At 36.6% G+C, this 16,455-nt stretch carries 14 protein-coding genes; 10 read left to right on the top strand and 4 right to left on the bottom strand.

The genetic code is table 11. The annotated features are described in order from the left end of the window. The 10 genes from M0R80_26295 to M0R80_26250 all read left to right on the top strand — a co-directional run. Positions 1 to 530: hypothetical protein (locus M0R80_26295; GenBank protein ID MCK9463149.1), on the top strand; the 530-nt coding region annotated here is incomplete at its 5' end. Between the two features lie 54 nt (positions 531 to 584). Continuing rightward, complete coding sequence (locus M0R80_26290) at positions 585 to 1,058, top strand: hypothetical protein (protein ID MCK9463148.1); 474 nt, start codon at positions 585 to 587, stop codon at positions 1,056 to 1,058. Positions 1,059 to 1,420: 362 nt separating this feature from the next. Continuing rightward, complete coding sequence (locus M0R80_26285; protein ID MCK9463147.1) at positions 1,421 to 1,996, top strand: hypothetical protein; 576 nt, start codon at positions 1,421 to 1,423, stop codon at positions 1,994 to 1,996. Further along, on the top strand, positions 1,996 to 6,585 hold the full coding sequence (locus tag M0R80_26280; GenBank protein MCK9463146.1) for a phage tail tape measure protein: 4,590 nt from the start codon (positions 1,996 to 1,998) through the stop codon (positions 6,583 to 6,585). Before M0R80_26285 ends, M0R80_26280 begins: the two co-directional genes overlap by 1 nt. Positions 6,586 to 6,588: 3 nt before the next feature. Then, complete coding sequence (locus M0R80_26275; protein ID MCK9463145.1) at positions 6,589 to 6,948, top strand: hypothetical protein; 360 nt, start codon at positions 6,589 to 6,591, stop codon at positions 6,946 to 6,948. Beyond that, on the top strand, positions 6,945 to 7,343 hold the full coding sequence (locus tag M0R80_26270; protein MCK9463144.1) for a hypothetical protein: 399 nt from the start codon (positions 6,945 to 6,947) through the stop codon (positions 7,341 to 7,343). The genes M0R80_26275 and M0R80_26270 overlap by 4 nt, the downstream gene beginning before the upstream one ends. Then, a complete protein-coding gene (locus M0R80_26265; protein ID MCK9463143.1) occupies positions 7,340 to 10,429 on the top strand; it encodes a hypothetical protein in 3,090 nt (1,029 codons plus the stop codon). The genes M0R80_26270 and M0R80_26265 overlap by 4 nt, the downstream gene beginning before the upstream one ends. Further along, on the top strand, positions 10,429 to 11,472 hold the full coding sequence (locus tag M0R80_26260; GenBank protein ID MCK9463142.1) for a hypothetical protein: 1,044 nt from the start codon (positions 10,429 to 10,431) through the stop codon (positions 11,470 to 11,472). The genes M0R80_26265 and M0R80_26260 overlap by 1 nt, the downstream gene beginning before the upstream one ends. Positions 11,473 to 11,732: 260 nt before the next feature. After that, positions 11,733 to 12,626, top strand: coding sequence for a hypothetical protein (locus M0R80_26255; GenBank protein ID MCK9463141.1), 894 nt, complete (start codon positions 11,733 to 11,735; stop codon positions 12,624 to 12,626). A gap of 195 nt (positions 12,627 to 12,821) precedes the next feature. Continuing rightward, positions 12,822 to 14,114: a glycosyltransferase family 77 protein gene (locus M0R80_26250; GenBank protein MCK9463140.1), complete on the top strand. Its 1,293-nt coding sequence runs from the start codon at positions 12,822 to 12,824 to the stop codon at positions 14,112 to 14,114. Between the two features lie 237 nt (positions 14,115 to 14,351). Here M0R80_26250 and M0R80_26245 read toward each other — a convergent pair whose 3' ends face one another. From M0R80_26245 to M0R80_26230, 4 genes are all read right to left on the bottom strand, one after another. Beyond that, positions 14,352 to 14,693 (bottom strand): hypothetical protein, encoded by a 342-nt coding sequence (locus tag M0R80_26245; GenBank protein MCK9463139.1) that lies wholly within the window; start codon positions 14,691 to 14,693, stop codon positions 14,352 to 14,354. Further along, positions 14,690 to 15,319 carry a 3'-5' exonuclease gene (locus tag M0R80_26240; protein ID MCK9463138.1) on the bottom strand — a complete coding sequence of 210 codons (630 nt, stop codon included), beginning with the start codon at positions 15,317 to 15,319 and terminating at the stop codon, positions 14,690 to 14,692. The genes M0R80_26245 and M0R80_26240 overlap by 4 nt, the downstream gene beginning before the upstream one ends. Then, positions 15,312 to 15,998 carry a hypothetical protein gene (locus M0R80_26235; protein ID MCK9463137.1) on the bottom strand — a complete coding sequence of 229 codons (687 nt, stop codon included), beginning with the start codon at positions 15,996 to 15,998 and terminating at the stop codon, positions 15,312 to 15,314. Before M0R80_26235 ends, M0R80_26240 begins: the two co-directional genes overlap by 8 nt. Then, on the bottom strand, positions 15,995 to 16,455 hold a 461-nt coding region (locus tag M0R80_26230; protein ID MCK9463136.1), incomplete at its 5' end, for a class I SAM-dependent methyltransferase. The genes M0R80_26235 and M0R80_26230, both read right to left, overlap by 4 nt.

Genomic DNA, 16,455 nt, shown 5'->3' with positions numbered 1-16,455 from the left:
GAATTGATTCAAGCAACAGTGGAAGGTCACTACAAAATGGAGTTAGAAGCATGAATCCTTTGTACGCAATTTGGCATCCTGTCTACGCCTCTGTAGACTTGAAGGATGCTACAGTTACTGTAAATGGTGTTACTATCAAAGTAGGTGAGGGTAATATCACCTGGACAGAACACAATCCCATGACTTATGTGTTAGATCGTGGGGAACTTGATGATGTTAAGAAAGGAGATGAACAGCCTGTCGATGTGAAATTGGATGCCATGTGGGAGATCATGACTTCTACAGGTGTGGCTAACTTGGAAGATGCAATCAAGGGTACTGGTACTGATTCTACCTCTAGTGACCCTGACACTTGTAGGCCATTTGCATGTGACATTGTTGTGGCTCTTGCACCCGATTGTGGTTCAAACATGAATTATACATTAGCCGATTTCCGTTGGGAAACTATGGATCATGATCTTAAGGCAGCAACTATTTCTACTACGGGTAAGTGTAATATCAAAGAAGTGACTCGTTCTCTTGGTACCTGAAGTTAGTAAACACCTCCCTCGGTGGAAGCCGAGGGAGGAAGAAAGGGACTTAAGATGAAGATCGGAACTAGAGTACTTGGTCCACAGGTTCGGGTTCTTGTTATCCCTCGCCAAGATGGCAATGTCGTTTTTAAGGCAAAAGCGGTATTGGACTATAAAGCTTTTGAATCACTTATCCAACAACCCGTACCTCCATTGGTGACTATGAAAGGAGAAACAGAAGCTAAGCCTAATTTTAAAGATGCAAAGTACTCAGAAGCTTTCGACGCATATTTAAATTTGAAAAGGGATTGGATGTTTCTTGAATCCCTTTCGGCTACTGAGAAACTTACATGGGAACGTGTAAAGATTGAGGATAAGTCCACTTGGGGATTGTGGACAGAGGAATTGACTGAAGCAGGATTTACTCCGATGGAAATTAACCGTATCATTGGGATTATCATTGAAGCTAACGGAATGAATCAGACAATGATTGATGAGGCTACGAAGTCTTTTTTAGCTGGTCAGGCGGTAACACAAGAAAAATGATCATGCCGCCTTCTCGTACAGAGAAGTATGCTATTTGGAAAGCATGCGAACGAATGAATATAACACCACCAGAAATAAAGAATGAATGGGAATCTAATAACATTTGGAATCAAGCCCAACTTATTGCATGGTCACAAATACGTGATGTGGAAGATGCTGAAGCAAGGACTTTTTAACATGCCACGAGTTTATCTTCGGATTAGACGAAGCGTAAGAAAAACTCATAAACAATGGTCTTTAAGTAGAGTCAAGAAGGTATCTTCTATGACTTATAACAAATTACGAAATAAGGTAAAGAGATTACCGAGACTCCGAAAGGGTCACTAGGTGTAACTAGAGTCTCGGTAATCTGGAGATATAAAGTGTTTACATACGCAGACCTAGGCTTATCAGAAGAATTTTTTGATAAGGAACCTAAAATTAGAAAAGAAACCTATGAGAATCTCAAAAAGATGTGGGCAAGTGGGGTACAGGCTTTTTTGAATGAAATTGCACAATATAATTTAGTTCATGTATTAAGTGGTATGTCTAGGGCATCATTAATACCCTTAGCAAGGGAAGTAAGAATGATGACTGCTTATAGAGCAAAGGTATCAGAAGATAGATTCCAAGCTATTGGAAATGTATTAAAGGGTTGGACAGATATGTCTGGTACGTGGCATCGTGAAGGATATAGATCAATATCACATGGTATTAGAGAAGGTGATCACTGCTATATATTAGATTTTGGAGATATAAGTAATTGGGTTTTCAAGTTTGAATTCAAAATTAATGTTTATCAATGGTATCTACATGAAATGGGTTATACTTATGGTTCAGCTTGGAATGCTTTGCCACAAGCTAATGCAGCCTTTAATAATGAAATCGATAATTTGTTACCAATGATTGTTAACGAATCTGCATCAAAATTCTTTGAAACAGGTTCAGTGAGGGTCTAATGGCAACACCAGACACAAATAATATGAACAAGGTTCGGGATGCATTGATGATGGTTGGTGTGTCTATGAAAGGCACAAAAATCAATGCACAAGAACTATTGACTGAATTAAATAAATATAATGAAATTTTCTCAATAATGAAGTTGCGTGTATCGGATGCATCTGCTACTATTAAAGTAATGAATCAGGATATGGAAACATTATCAGCTACATTTAAGATGGTTAAAGGTGATTTATCTGTTTCAACAGTAATGGATTCTAATGTAGCAGCAACAAATAGACTGAAAGCTGCAATAATTGAATTACATAATGAGGAAAGGAGATTTCAACGTAATGTTCCACGGATGGGTGGTCTTATTGGCGTAGATGAGTCTACCTTAGGAAGGGCAAATACACAAGACTTTGGAAACTATCAACAGGCCTCTCAGAATCTTGCACAGTCTATGGCTAAAAATAAGATATATATGGATGATGTACGTGGTATGCTTGCAAGTATGTCTAGTAATACGGCTATGGGGCCAATGAATCAAGGTGTGAAAGAAGTATATACTGCTCTTCAACAAGTAGTGAGAACTTGGGATACAATCAATAATAAAGAAAAAGCTGCGACTGCTGAAATACAGAATCAAGCTCAGAGTATACGCAATAATGCATATGATGCAGCAATACGTCAGCGTGAACAAGAAAATGTGATGTATAGAACTAGGGACACGGATATAAATAGTACTAAGAATGCTGCTTATAAAGAAAAAGAAATTAATGATGAAAAAAGATTAGCTGATGAAATACGACTGGGCACTGCTGCAATAAGATCAGCTGAAGCTGCAAAAGAACAGAAATCTAAGCACTCTGCTAGCTTGATTAGAGAAGAAATATTAGCAGAAAGATCCTTACGTATAGAAAATGAAAAGAAATTAGCTGTACAGCGGTTGGCCCAAACAAATATGGTTGGTATAGGGGCCGAATTAGGCTTTGATAAAAGTGTAATAGGTAAATCAAGTTTTGCTGATTATACCAAATTGCAAGTTGCACAAAACCAACTTGCACAGACTATGACTAATAATGGTGTTAGTATGATTCAATTGAATAATATGTGGAAGTCTATGGTGACTAGATCGCCAATGGGAGCTATGAATAAAGAGACACAGGAAGTATATACACAATTACAGAAACTCGCTTCTGTATATGCAGGCATGGATAGTAATTTTGCAAAAACATTTGATATTATAGGTAAAGGTGCCAATGATGCAAAAAAGAAGATTACGGAATTTAGTGTTTCCTGGCAGCTTGCACTAAAACTTGTAGCTGTGCAATTAGCACATCAATCTATTTCTGCATTTATTCGTGAATTACAAGCGGGTGCCTTATATGCTATTGAAGTACAGAAAAGAATAGCAGAAGTTAGGACTATTTCTCAGGCAGATCAATTAACTAATCCTCAATGGCTGAAGGGATTTACAAATGTATCTAATAAATATGGTATTGATTTATTAGATCAGATTGCAGGTGGTTATGAAGCTATATCAAATCAAGTTGTGAAAGGTACTGAAACCTTTAAATTTATGGAAGAAGCTAGTAAGTTTGCTGTAACAGCTGTTACAACTACTAAGGATGCTGTAAATTTACTTTCTACGGCTATTAATGCATATGGATTATCTGTTGCGGACTCTGAGAGAATTTCTTCGATATTCTTTAAGACTATTGAAGTTGGACGTATTCGTGGTGAAGAGATGGCAAATATGGGACAATTAGTTGTTCCTGCTGAACAGTTGGGAATCACGCTTGAGGAATTAGGTGCATTAGTTGCCACTCTTACTATTCGTGGTATGAAAGCTTCTGAGACATTTACACAAATCCGTGGTATATTTACTGCATTATTAAGACCTACTGAAGAAATGACAAGATTCTTTAAGGAAATGGGTGTTGCTTCTGGTGAACAGATGTTAGCGTCTTATGGCCTTGTTGGCACTTTTGAAGCTTTGAGAACTAGGACCCAAGGTTATTCTTCAGAGTTAAGTGCATTGATTCCTCGTGTAAGAGGTATTGCAGGTGCTGTTGCTTTGACAGGCAGTGCATTAGAAACTTATAAACAAAGTTGGTATGATATCGGGCATGGCACAGAGTACTATAGAAATGCTGTTAGTCTGGCTATGGAAAGTTCAGGCCGTAAGATCCAGATTGAGATTGAAAAAGTAAAGAATTATTTTCGTACTGAACTCGGGTCAGAGGCACTTGGTTATGTAGTGAGTTTATCAGAACAGGTTGGTGGCCTTGATAGACTATTAAAAGGGTTAACTACTACAGTTGCAGGACTAGTTCCCTTAATGGCGGGATTGGGTACTTTTGCAGCTTATCGTCTTGCTCAAGGGCACCCATTTGCGATAATATTATCTGGATTATTCTCAATGTATAAGACAGTTATGGAATTTAATAGATATAACATAATGGCTGCACAAGAGTTTACGGATAATTGGCAAGAAGCCTTTAAGGACATGTCTAAAGCACATGCAGAAGAAGTTAATAAGATGGCATTGGGAATCAGTAGTGGGTTAGCTGAATATTCAAATAGAATTAATAATGTAGTTACTGAGTTAACCTTAGAGTCAAATAAAATGTTAAAGGGGTATACTGACAATTACCTTGAAAGTTTTAAATTAATTGAAACTGAACATGATAATATGATGACTGTGCTAAATGCAAGCATTAATGATACAAAGAAGAGAGCAAGCGATGCTAAAAGTATGGCTGAGAAGCTAGATAATAAGATGATTAGTTCGGATATTAACAAAGATAAATTGATGTATGATTGGTTCTCAAATGAACAAGAAACACCACAGGATAAATTAAAGGTGTTGTTAGAGCATATTGAAGAATTGAAATCAGAACAAGTAGAATTATATAGTTCTGAGAATCTTGATAGAGCACTAGAAGTAAGTGATGAAATCATTGAATTCGAGAAACAAGTCTACCAGTATTCAACACAAATTCGTAAAGAAAATGAACGAAATGCTAGGGCTACAGAAGACTTATTAAGACGCAGAGCTAATAAGGAAGCTGAGTATCGTAACGATAAACAGACAATGGAAGCAAGATGGTATCAACTACAGGCTGAAAAAGAAGATGTACAATTTAAGCATAGTAAGTCAGGCAAGAAAGAACTTCGGAAAATTGCTGAGGATGAAATAAAATTACGTGGACAATACAATGAATTAGTACTCAAGCACAAACAAGAAGAAGAAGAAATTGAGATTAAGTTAAAACGCAAAGAACAACATGTATTGACATATCTAGACTGTGTAAAAAGGGTAAATAAAGCATATGAGGAACAAAATAGGTTACTTAAAGAAGCTCAGAATGTACAAGTAATAGATAATGTTATTTTGGAAGCCAAGACACAAGAGGCTGAATTTAAGAAAAATGACATTGAAAATACTATCCAGAGTATCAAGAAATTTAACTTGAAATCTGTTTTAGGTGAGAAGGATGATGCAACAGTAAGAAAAGACTTGGAAGAACAAATTAGGCTTATTGAGAGATACCAAGAACTTTCAGGAAAGACTGTTACAACTGATAAGATGAAAACAGGTATCAATGATATTTTACTTGAGGAAATGAGAAGTAGAGAAGATCAGAAAAACTTACGGACTACTGAACAGGATCGTCAGGAGTCAGAATCGAAAATAAAAGGTATGACTACTCTTCTTAATCAAGTAACTCAATCAAATGAGGAAGTCAAACTAGTTCTTGGTAATACAGCTAGATTAGCCTTGAGTGGTATACCTAGTACATATTTAAACAAATACGATTATCTAGTAAATATGGGACTTGATTATATGTCTCAATTCACAGAAGAGTCCAAAATGCTTGGTGACGCTATTGATACATTTACTAAAACGAGTTCAAGTAAAGATTCAATTAATGTATTAACACGTGTTAATCAATTAATCTCAGATACTGAAAATATTACATCCAAATTAAATGAACCTGGTGCTCCTGTAAGTCCAGAAGCTTTAAAGGTAATGTCAGACTATTTGTCAGAGTTAAAACAGATTAAACAAATATTCTCAAGTGGATTTATGACAAATCTTAAAGATCAAGAAACGATGGAAGATGAAATAAAACGAGAAGAAAGAAATATGGTGCGTATTGGAGATCTTCAGTCAAGATATGCAAATGCAGCCAATACTGCTTTAGATAAGTTCATGGTAATGGTAAAGGAAATGGATATATTACTTAATAACATGGACTCCCGGCTCTCGGGATTACAAAATAGACTCCCTGTTGATTCTAGTGCTTCAACTATTAGTCCACGAGCTTTTGGTGGAATGACACATGGAACAGATTCTGTAAAAGCATTACTAACTCCCGGTGAATTTGTTGTTAATGCAAATGCAAGTAGAAGATTTTATAGTCAATTAGTAGCTATGAATGCTGGTCCTCGTCACTTTGCATCAGGTGGACCAGTAACGAGCATCAATGGTGACTTTAATATTTCCATGAATAGTTCTGGAAATGAGCATATCGACGTGGTCAAAATTGGTAAATTATTACGTCGTGAAGTAAGGAGAGGGACAGTCGTCCTTCATTAAAAGATGTTTACTTACTCTTCTTTAGCTTTGCCTAATCCTCAGTTTGAAGATACTAGGCGTATTAGTCTAAATAATATTATTCGAGCAGGTCGATTTCTATCTATATACAAAAGTGCAGGATGGCCTACTATCAAAACATTCCTTTATAAGTTTCTGATTCATGATTGTCAGGTTGGTACAACAGGTTCCTTAGTTGAGTCATTTAAACAAAAACTTATAACAACTGCAGGAACTAAGATTACTTGGATTGACCATATCGGTGTTTCTAGAGAAGGTTTTCTTGTAACTGATGAGCCTGAATTTGTAACAGTTGCTACAGATTGGGTAGAGGTTACTATTGAACTTATGGAGGATGTAGAATGAGTATTACTATAACTGGTGCATCTGGTAACATTACTTTGCCTAATATGGATTTCGGAGATTCAGAGAGGATTAAGTTAAATACAAAGTATACTATGACCATGAGTGGAAAAACTTACTCTTATAAAGTAATGCCCAATTATAGAAGTTTGTTATTAAAATTTAGTAAATTAGAACCAAGTGACGTCGGTAATTTCTTACAATTTCTTGAGGACACAGATAGTGAACAAGTTGTTATTACTGGCCTTAACGATTTGACTTTTACAGGAGTGTTATTAATGTCAACATATGAACTTGCCACAACTAACCTGAGAACGGGTCAGACTCCTTCTACGTCTAGTGTAATTGACCAAGTATTACATACTGTTACGATTCAATTTGAGGGAAGTGCTACATGAGATCACTTAGTGCTAGTGTAACTACTCAGTATGCTACTGAGCCTATAATCGTTTTGAAGGTCGATTGGGACGTTAGTAATATTGCATATTATGGTGAAAGGACTATTAGTTGGGGATTGGAATCAGTTGTCGGGAATATTTTGAGTATTAGTAATTTATCAAATGTAAACAAAGAAAATAATCAAGGTGACGTTTCTAATATCAGTGTTACGCTAAATGATACTACTGGCGATCTTAAGACACTTAGTGATTCTATTATATTAGAAGGAACAGTATGCACAGTCTATCAATGTTATGCAACAGCCGAGGATATTGATGAATCAAATGTGCTTATGAAGGGTAAATTATCTGGTGATATAATTTGGAGTGAGGGTGAACGAACATTATCATTTAGTATTGAATCCTCTCAATTGGATGGTGAAATCGGATTTGCTCCTAGTGAAACGGATATACCAGGTATATCAAAAGATACAATAGGTAAAATGTGGCCCTTATGCTTTGGCAAACCATTACGTGTGCCTGCTGTAAGACTAAGGAAAACTACTAAGGGAGAATTACAGACTAATGTAACATATGCATCAACAACTATGATTGTTGAAGGTGGATCAGATTTTCCACAAGATACAACCATTACAATATATATTAATGGTATTAAGTGTACTGGGTCTTTTACAGGTAATACATTTACATTTAGTAGTAAAAATGATGATTATTTTGGTGCACCAATTAACTGTATAGCTAGAGAAGTAGGAGACTATCAATATAACCCCTCAGTATTATGGATCGATGATGCTACTAAGGACTTAGTTGGGAAATTTGTTTTGGTTAATGATGGCACTTATGATTATGTGAATTATTGTACTAAGCAAGTTGGTGATCGTTGTCATTTTGCTACACCATTTAGACGAATTAACACTGTTACTACTGTACTAATTGATGAAGATTCTGATATCGAAGAAGTAGCAGGTGCTCCTAGAACTAGTTGGAGTCAAGGTTATTATCGGCCGATGATCTATTCAGTTGACTTATTAGGGAATGTAATAGATATAAGTTCATATTCCTTGATAGGTAAGGATGCTTGGTCACGGATTATTGGTTGTTCAGTTTTGTATAATTCTGGCTATTCAGATGTATTTGTTGTAAATGGGATGGATTCTACAGATATTTTAGAAGTATTGGCTTATCGTGATGAACCTTTTTTAGATGACTGTGAAAAATCTGATCGTAAATTGATGCCAATTCCAAGTAGTTGGTATACTATTAATTTATCAACAACTATCGAGGGGAATAGTTGTACAACAATAACATTCAATAAAGTAGATATAGCTGATTTTACTGTATTTTTGGATGATAAACTAGAAGCATTAGGGTTTGAGTCAGACTTATATGTTTCAGTAGTATCTTCAGTAGGCCAGAATGTAGCAGATATAATACAATACCTTATTGAGACTTATACTGATTATTCTGTGGATGCAGCTTCATTTTTGGTTGTACATAACTTGGTACCAGATTATCCTTGTAATTTTGCATTGTTTGATAAGAAGAGTGCTATTGAGACTTGTAGTGAGATCGCTTGGCAAGCTAGATGTGCTATGTATTTACGGAATGGTATTGTCTTCTTGAAGTATTTGTCTGTCACACCCAGTTCAGACTTGACTTTGAATAATGATAACATTATTTTGAAATCTATTTCTTTGGGATTTACAACTATTGAAGAACTTGTAACATATTTTACAGCAAACTGGAAATCAGATTATACAGGGCATGATGAAACTATACGCGAGTATGTTTATAAGGACCAGACTTCTATTGATAGATTTGGAGAAAAGAAACAAGAATACGATTTTTTCATTTATAACATTGAATCCCTTGTAAAGATTTCATCTGATTTTTGGGGGTATCGTTATGGCCATATTTGGCGCAAATTAACATGTAAATGTATTCTTTCCGCATTAAAACTAGAAGTATATGACACAATCACATTTGATATCGCAGGTATATTAACTAATGATTTACTGGGCGATGTATTATCTGCTGGATTGAGTTTACCTGAAGTTAATCTTGTGTGTCAATTAAATTGTCAAGCAGGTGCATTAACACAAGATGCAACATATTATTCGATAGGCTCAGATAATTGCCCAACAGACCCAAGTGTGGGTCTTGATGAAATTGATTATACACCAGTATACTGCAATAAAATTGAAGCAATTGACGAAGTTGAAAAGGATACTAAGTGGTATAGACTTGTAGTTAGAACTTCAGCGAGTACTGTTACAAGAGGTGTAAATTTTGGATTAGTCATCGAATTACAGGATGAATTTGGCCATAGACAGAGTAAGTCGATAGGTGCTAGTATCATTTTCCAGAGTAGTGACTCAAGTGATAATGATAATTTGACTACTGTTTATTTAGTAGATGGCTTCTGGTCTTCAACTTCTGTACAAATAACTGGTGGAGCAGGCCAAGATACAGGAAGTTTTAGTGTTATACCCATAGAGAATGCTGAAATTTATAAAGATGGTAATAGTAATGGATTCACTATCGTAACTGTGGATGGTATTGATTTTACATCTTGTCCTACCTCAGCAGAGCGTGGTGTTGCTTTCAATGTGGTTTTGACAGGACCAGTAAGCTCCCAAATTGATTTGGTATTAACCGGCGGAGACGCTGCCGACACAATTTCCCCGACACATGTGCATACTGATGGATCTGGGGGTTGGTCAGGAACGATAACTATTGATAATGGTACTACAGATACTATACATAAAATCTATGGGAATGATGCAGTAAGTGGTAAAGAGGGTTATTCGGGAGATATTAGTATTGCTGATGATCCTGAGGAAAATTATAATGTAATTGGGGTTACTACTGAAGGTAATGAAACTGCAGATGGTAGTAGTGTAAGAATAGGTGATGATGATAAGGGATTACTACTACATTTCATGACGAGAGTCGGTTATTGGGATGCGGGTGATGCAAAATTGTATGGTTTTATTAGGTCATTAAAGATTGATTCTGAAGGTAAGTTTCTTGAATTGAGTGGTGAGACTAGGGTCGAACTCGAGATTCCTGAGGACTGCGACTAATGGCACATATAAAAAAAGCAAATACAACAGGTCATTTATTAAAGAAGGCTAATGGCCATCTGGTCATTTCTTGTCATATTCCTCCGACTCCGACTCCGACTCCGACTCCGACTCCGACTCCTAGTCCTTATTACATGTGTTTAAAGGATATTAAAGAACGCCAACAGGCTTTTGGAATTACAACTGCATGGGACTCTGGTGATCCAACTAATACAGCTAAATTTATAAATATAACGGGAAGTACAGAATATACACTTGATCAATTAAAGGCATATGTTAATGCACTTTGTACAGGTGCTTCTGGTGCTTTTATTGATGATACATATGCTGGTGGTGAAAGTCAACCTACCTGGTTAACAAGTACATATGCTAATTCAGCGACTGATGAAGATGAACTATGTGCATTAGTTTGGGCTATGACTATGACTAGACGCGCTGTTGCATTTGCAGATCAAAGCGATCAGAAGCACGGCGAAAGTGGGCACCATGAATCATCTCTTGCTAATGCTAAGAGCGCCGCTGAAACAGAATACGCTTTAGCTGACTTTACAACGGGGTCAAGTTGGGGATACTGCAAGAGCGCGACGGGTTTGTCGATAGTCTGGGGAGACAATGGAGGGGAAGAACTAAAAGAATATACAGCCAGCGAGGAACTATACACTGGGTCCGTCTCTCTCTCTGCGCTGACAACTGATGTGGCACACACCGTCAAAATTGTTGGCAAGTCGGTGATGGCGTTGCCTTGGACGCCAAATCCCAACGGGTCGGGATATGTCAACTGGACGTATGACCCCACTAAGGACGTGCGCGTGTTTGGGAAAAACGGACAATCCGTCCCAGACGAAAATGAGTATGGCATCATTCGCACCTTTGCAGAAACCAGTGATGCAACCGTGGCCGGTACTGTACTAGCTGACACTGCACCATCTTGGGGAGCAAGCCCGACTGAAACATATGACGGCGAAAGACGCAGTAGTGGTAGCGGTTTCCAAATTGATGTCATCTTCGCCGTAGTCGAATGGGATTTTACAAATAAAATATGAAACTAGTAGCTATGCCAAATGGTGATCTTATCTCTCAGGTATATACTAAGGAGCATCCTAAGGAATATATAAGGGATCAAATAGACCCGAGACGGTTCCATCCAATATATATTAAGTTATTCGATCAAAGAATCTGTAACTGGTTCATACCTTCAGAAAAGAAATGCTGTAGCAAAGGTAAGTGTCTAAATCCCAATCGCATATCAAGTGAATGTCGATCTATTAATTGTGAATGCCAAGAACCGCAGAATCGAAATATCTTGTTTACAAAAACTGGGAGACAGTTACTTAAGGTAAAAGATTGGTCTATTAAATATGGTGAGATGGAAGAGGGGTTTGCAGCTACTTGTCGTTGGGAAGAACATGGTGGTCTATTTTATACAAGAAGGATTAAGGATCAGGATTCTTGGTGCCATGAGCATTTAATGGTACCTATGTATATTGATAGAGGGTATTTGGATCATAATAATACTTTCATACTAGAGTATCGTGATTTGGATGGTAATGAACTTATTAATAAAGACTGGCCACAAGTATCTGGAATCTTGGATTGGAGTAAACAGGATATAAGATTAAAGAAATATGCACAAGTTTTTCAAGAGAACATAGCAAAGGCTGAAAGGATTATAAATGAACCCTATGTAGTATTCTGGGTACAATGGGGTACTAATTTATCAAGAATCAAAGGAAGCTGGGATGAATTAATTAGTCAAATTAAAACACCGTTTAGGTTAATTGTTAAAGTTGGCCCAGCCGGTATTAGCAGAATAAAATATTCTGATGTAATATACCATGATAGGAGGCAACCTCTACAGAATCATAGTCTTATGAAGTTTGCTGAATACAATATTATTGTTAATTCTTCTATAAGTAATGAATTAATACTGGGTAATGCCAAAGTATTTGCCATGGGAATAGAGAGATTTAATAAAAAAGGTATATTTAACGAAATATCAAGGTTAGATGAATTAGACACAAGTGAATTAACTATTAATCAGGTAGCAAGAAACAAGTATCTGAATTGGTGGTTACAGAATCAGTGCTATGAAGATCAGTTATCTAGTAGAATAAGCTACCTATTGGCAAGGGCCCGAAAGGAATGGAAAAATGCACATAACATCCGAAGGGCTAATTCATTATCCGGTAAGAGGTAATCCACCAATTAGAGAAGGTTATGAGCCTTATAATAATAATCCATTTATTCTTCAACCGATTCTCAGCCCTTGTAATCATAGAGAGCAAAGATTAATTAACAAAAACAATAAGTCAACAGGTCATCTATGCTGTAAAAAGCCAATGAACTTTTGCCTGAAGAAAAATAAGGTTGTACTAAGATTGGAGTGCAAAGAATGTTTAGAGTCATAGCCTTTTACACTAAAGATACACCTTATGAATCAGAAGTCAAGAATCTTGAAGCAAGTCTAATTAAGTTTGATATACCTTACTTTATTCAAGGTAAGGAGAATCGAGGCTCTTGGGTAGAAAATTGTGCTATTAAGCCTGAATTTATTCGAGATATGTTAGACAAGTTTCCAACTGAAGATTTACTTTATCTTGACGCAGATGCCGTGGTTATTAAGCCATTAAAATATGTGCTTGAGGGTAATATTGGAGTGCATTTATATAGAGGTAAAGAATTATTATCTGGGACTATTTTTCTCAAAAATACAGATGAAACTAGAAGATTGATTTTTGCTTGGCTTGATAGGCAACAACTTTCGCCTGGTATATGGGACCAAAAAGTTTTACAGCAAGTTATTAAAGAATTAGGTTTCAAGGTTGATAATATTCCATTGGGTTATGTAAAGATGTTAGGAAGGGATGATAATACAAGCGATATTTATATACAGCAGAATCAAGCAAGTAGAAGATTTAAAAATCTTATAAATGGTAAAGAGGCCTTGAAATCTGTGTCTAAAGAAGAGATAAAGGGAACTTATGGTGGTGTCAAGATTCGATGGTTAGCTGATGGCTCATTCTTCTTAGCAAGGTGCAAGAGAGAAACTGCTGCAATTCTTGATTTACAGTTTATTAGAGTTGGTAAACAATTTCGTTGGATACCTATGCAAGCAACTTCATTCTTTATAATATTAAAGCCTTTCTTTAATCATAAAGAGGTATATATTATTGGTAAGGGTCCATCACTTGATGAATTAGTTGAAGACGATTTTCCTGATTCCGAGACTCCAATCATTTGCTTAAATGAGTCCATACATAAGATCGAAACACTTAATATAAGTAATCCCTTATTTGTCATGCAGCAAGATGTAGGTATCAAAGATTCTTGTCTACCGAAACGAGGTACGATGATAGTATCTACACAGGCTAAGAACTTTTATACTAACAAAGGACTGGGTGACAGGTTATTTGTATTTTCACCATTTGCATTAAGACTACAAGAGGCTACATTAACTGTTCGATGTGCCATTGCCTTAGCAAGAACATTGGGTAGTAATAAGATTGTTTTCTATGGATGTGATGCTTCGATGAAAGTAGGAGCATTTGACTATGCTAAATGTATTGGTTATAAAAGCACACGTGGAGGCCGAGTGGAACGATTTGCCAAGCATAAACAAATCATTCTTAAAGATGTGAAAGGACTCCCTTCCGAGTTTCGATGGCCTAAGAAACATGTAGCCTAAAGACAATAATGCCCGTAACCTGATCATAAGGCTACGGGCATTATTGTCTTTAGGATAAACAATTCAACAATTGAGTCATAGTACTCCTGAGTGAAGCAATATCAGCCTGGGCTAAGGCTAGATGATCTTCAAGAGTTATTGGGCCTAAGAACATATTAGCCTCTCTATCAGATATAACCCGGCTACGGTTAACATTAGCCTGGTTCCAATCATCTAGAATTTGTTTGATTTCATCATTCATGTTATCTTGTATCCTTTCAGTAACTTATATACTTTCTTTGCAACATGACCCGTTAAGATTGCAGTATGTTCATCATCTTTAGTAGTCATTGTTTTGATATTGTTCCAGTCTAGGATGCCCATGACAAGGTGGCATATTTCATGGCCGATTAGTTCATGTGTAAGCCGCTTTGGCGAAAAGAACAAAGCAAATAGATTACCATTGCTAGAGAATAATGCAGAGTAGTGTTCTATTTCGCAGGGTTCTAAGAGTTTATCATACTTTTTTCTTGCTTTGACTATATCATTTGCAATAACAATATGTACTGTTGCATTGTACATGGGAATCTTGAATTTCATCCAAGTAGTCCTTGCCTGCAGAGGGCTTTATAGACTTGTGCAGTCGAGAGACAATCAGCAAGAGCATCATGTGCTCTGCTACCCATATCGATTTTAAGTGTTGAACACAAGTACCTAAGGTTGACCTTAGCATACTCAACTTTATTTGCATGGAATCCCGCCCTATCATTTAGATAGAGTGCAGCAGTCATAGTATCACGATACCTACCATCGAAAAATTCCTCATATTGATCACCTAGCCATTTCATAAGAAATGAACGATCAAAAGCAAAATTGTGTCCTAATGGGATAATCCTATGAGGTGTACCCCACTTAGTTAAGGGTAATTTAAGTTTCTTTACCCAGTCACGCAAAAGATCCTTTACCTTTTCAGAATCATGTCCAGAAGCCATAGCCTTGATAAAGAGTTCCCTATTCAGTTCTTTTGCTTCTGGGTTCCAGTACTCAGGAGACTCAGGCTTGATTGTTACATAGAAAGGGATAACATCTTTACGAGGATCGAGGTTCGAGTCTAGAGGCAAAATACAAATTTGTACAATTTCATTCAGAAGTGGGTTTGTTCCTGTAGTTTCAGTATCTATGACACATACTTGATTTTCATTCCAGTGTTGCATCGAGTTAGACATGCTTAGTTTTCCTTTGAAAAAGTTGTTTATTCTTAGCAACTAATATACTGCGTCTAGTATCCCAATTAAGATGAGAGTGCTCTTGATGACTTGCCCATATAGTATCAGTACAAACTATCTGTATGCCTGCTTTCTTTATATTATACAAAAACATATCATCGTCATAGCAGATTCCAGAGTCAAAATCTACATCCATGCCTCCTAATTTTGTCCAGTTTTCACGGCTCATCGCGGCACAAAAATGCAATTGTCTATTATGCAACTTTGAATGTTGATACCAAGATATGTGGTTACCACTAGCATTAATATTTTGAACAGCAATTACTTGATAAGATTGGGGTAATTGGCTAAAGGCATCATCAAGATACTGCAGGATGTCACATTCGTGTTTTACTTCTGGCGAGGTGATTATGATATACTTACCATGCGAAATCTCTACGGATAGATTCCAAAGATAACAAATACCTCGATGCGCCCCTATTTTAGTGGTAATAGATAAGTCAGGATATTCCTTAATCAGGTTAAGGAACTGTTCATGTTCCTTAGCATTATTTGGGTCTTCTGCAATACAGATTTCAAAATCCCGCCTATAAGAATATTGTTCACGAAATGACTCTAAAGTATTCTTTAAGAGATTAAGCCTTAAACAATATGGGAAACAAATACTATAAGTTATCATTTCGGACTCCATTCTACCCACAGATATTTAGGGTCATTTAATACTACTTTCCATCCAGAGAAATCAGTTACTGCATAAATAGAACGATGGAGATTGAAACTATTTTGAAAATATTCTGGAAAGTTTCGATCATTGAAATAACGATTATTACAATCCCATTTTGTGGGTGTAATAACAATCAGTTTGAGTTTAGTTACGCGCTGAGCTTCACTCAAAGCAAAGACACCATGGATACGTGAAATATGCTCAAGAACATCAGACATGACAACTACATCAAATGATTTGTCCTCAAATGGAAGCTTATCAGTACCAATATTAAGTACATGATCAGGGTTACATGCAGGGAAGGCATCAACTGTAACCACCTTCTTATGTGGATACATTTTACTAAGTCGCTTGTCTCCGCAACCTAAATCTAGTACTGTGTTTTCAGTGATGGGTATCTTGAACATTAGAT

Source organism: Pseudomonadota bacterium (assembly GCA_023229365.1).
Lineage (GTDB): Bacteria > Myxococcota_A > Polyangia > JAAYKL01 > JAAYKL01 > JALNZK01.
Note: the sequence above shows the minus strand (reverse complement) of the source record. Positions and strands in the feature narration are given on the sequence as shown.

What these genes read in the sequence shown, in the direction of transcription:
- M0R80_26260 (MCK9463142.1), top strand. Translation starts at nt 10,429, where the DNA reads ATGGCACATATAAAAAAAGCAAATACAACAGGTCATTTATTAAAGAAG.
- M0R80_26265 (MCK9463143.1), top strand. Translation starts at nt 7,340, where the DNA reads ATGAGATCACTTAGTGCTAGTGTAACTACTCAGTATGCTACTGAGCCT.
- M0R80_26270 (MCK9463144.1), top strand. Translation starts at nt 6,945, where the DNA reads ATGAGTATTACTATAACTGGTGCATCTGGTAACATTACTTTGCCTAAT.
- M0R80_26250 (MCK9463140.1), top strand. Translation starts at nt 12,822, where the DNA reads ATGTTTAGAGTCATAGCCTTTTACACTAAAGATACACCTTATGAATCA.
- M0R80_26240 (MCK9463138.1), bottom strand. Translation starts at nt 15,319, where the DNA reads ATGTCTAACTCGATGCAACACTGGAATGAAAATCAAGTATGTGTCATA.
- M0R80_26290 (MCK9463148.1), top strand. Translation starts at nt 585, where the DNA reads ATGAAGATCGGAACTAGAGTACTTGGTCCACAGGTTCGGGTTCTTGTT.
- M0R80_26280 (MCK9463146.1), top strand. Translation starts at nt 1,996, where the DNA reads ATGGCAACACCAGACACAAATAATATGAACAAGGTTCGGGATGCATTG.
- M0R80_26245 (MCK9463139.1), bottom strand. Translation starts at nt 14,693, where the DNA reads ATGAAATTCAAGATTCCCATGTACAATGCAACAGTACATATTGTTATT.
- M0R80_26275 (MCK9463145.1), top strand. Translation starts at nt 6,589, where the DNA reads ATGTTTACTTACTCTTCTTTAGCTTTGCCTAATCCTCAGTTTGAAGAT.
- M0R80_26235 (MCK9463137.1), bottom strand. Translation starts at nt 15,998, where the DNA reads ATGATAACTTATAGTATTTGTTTCCCATATTGTTTAAGGCTTAATCTC.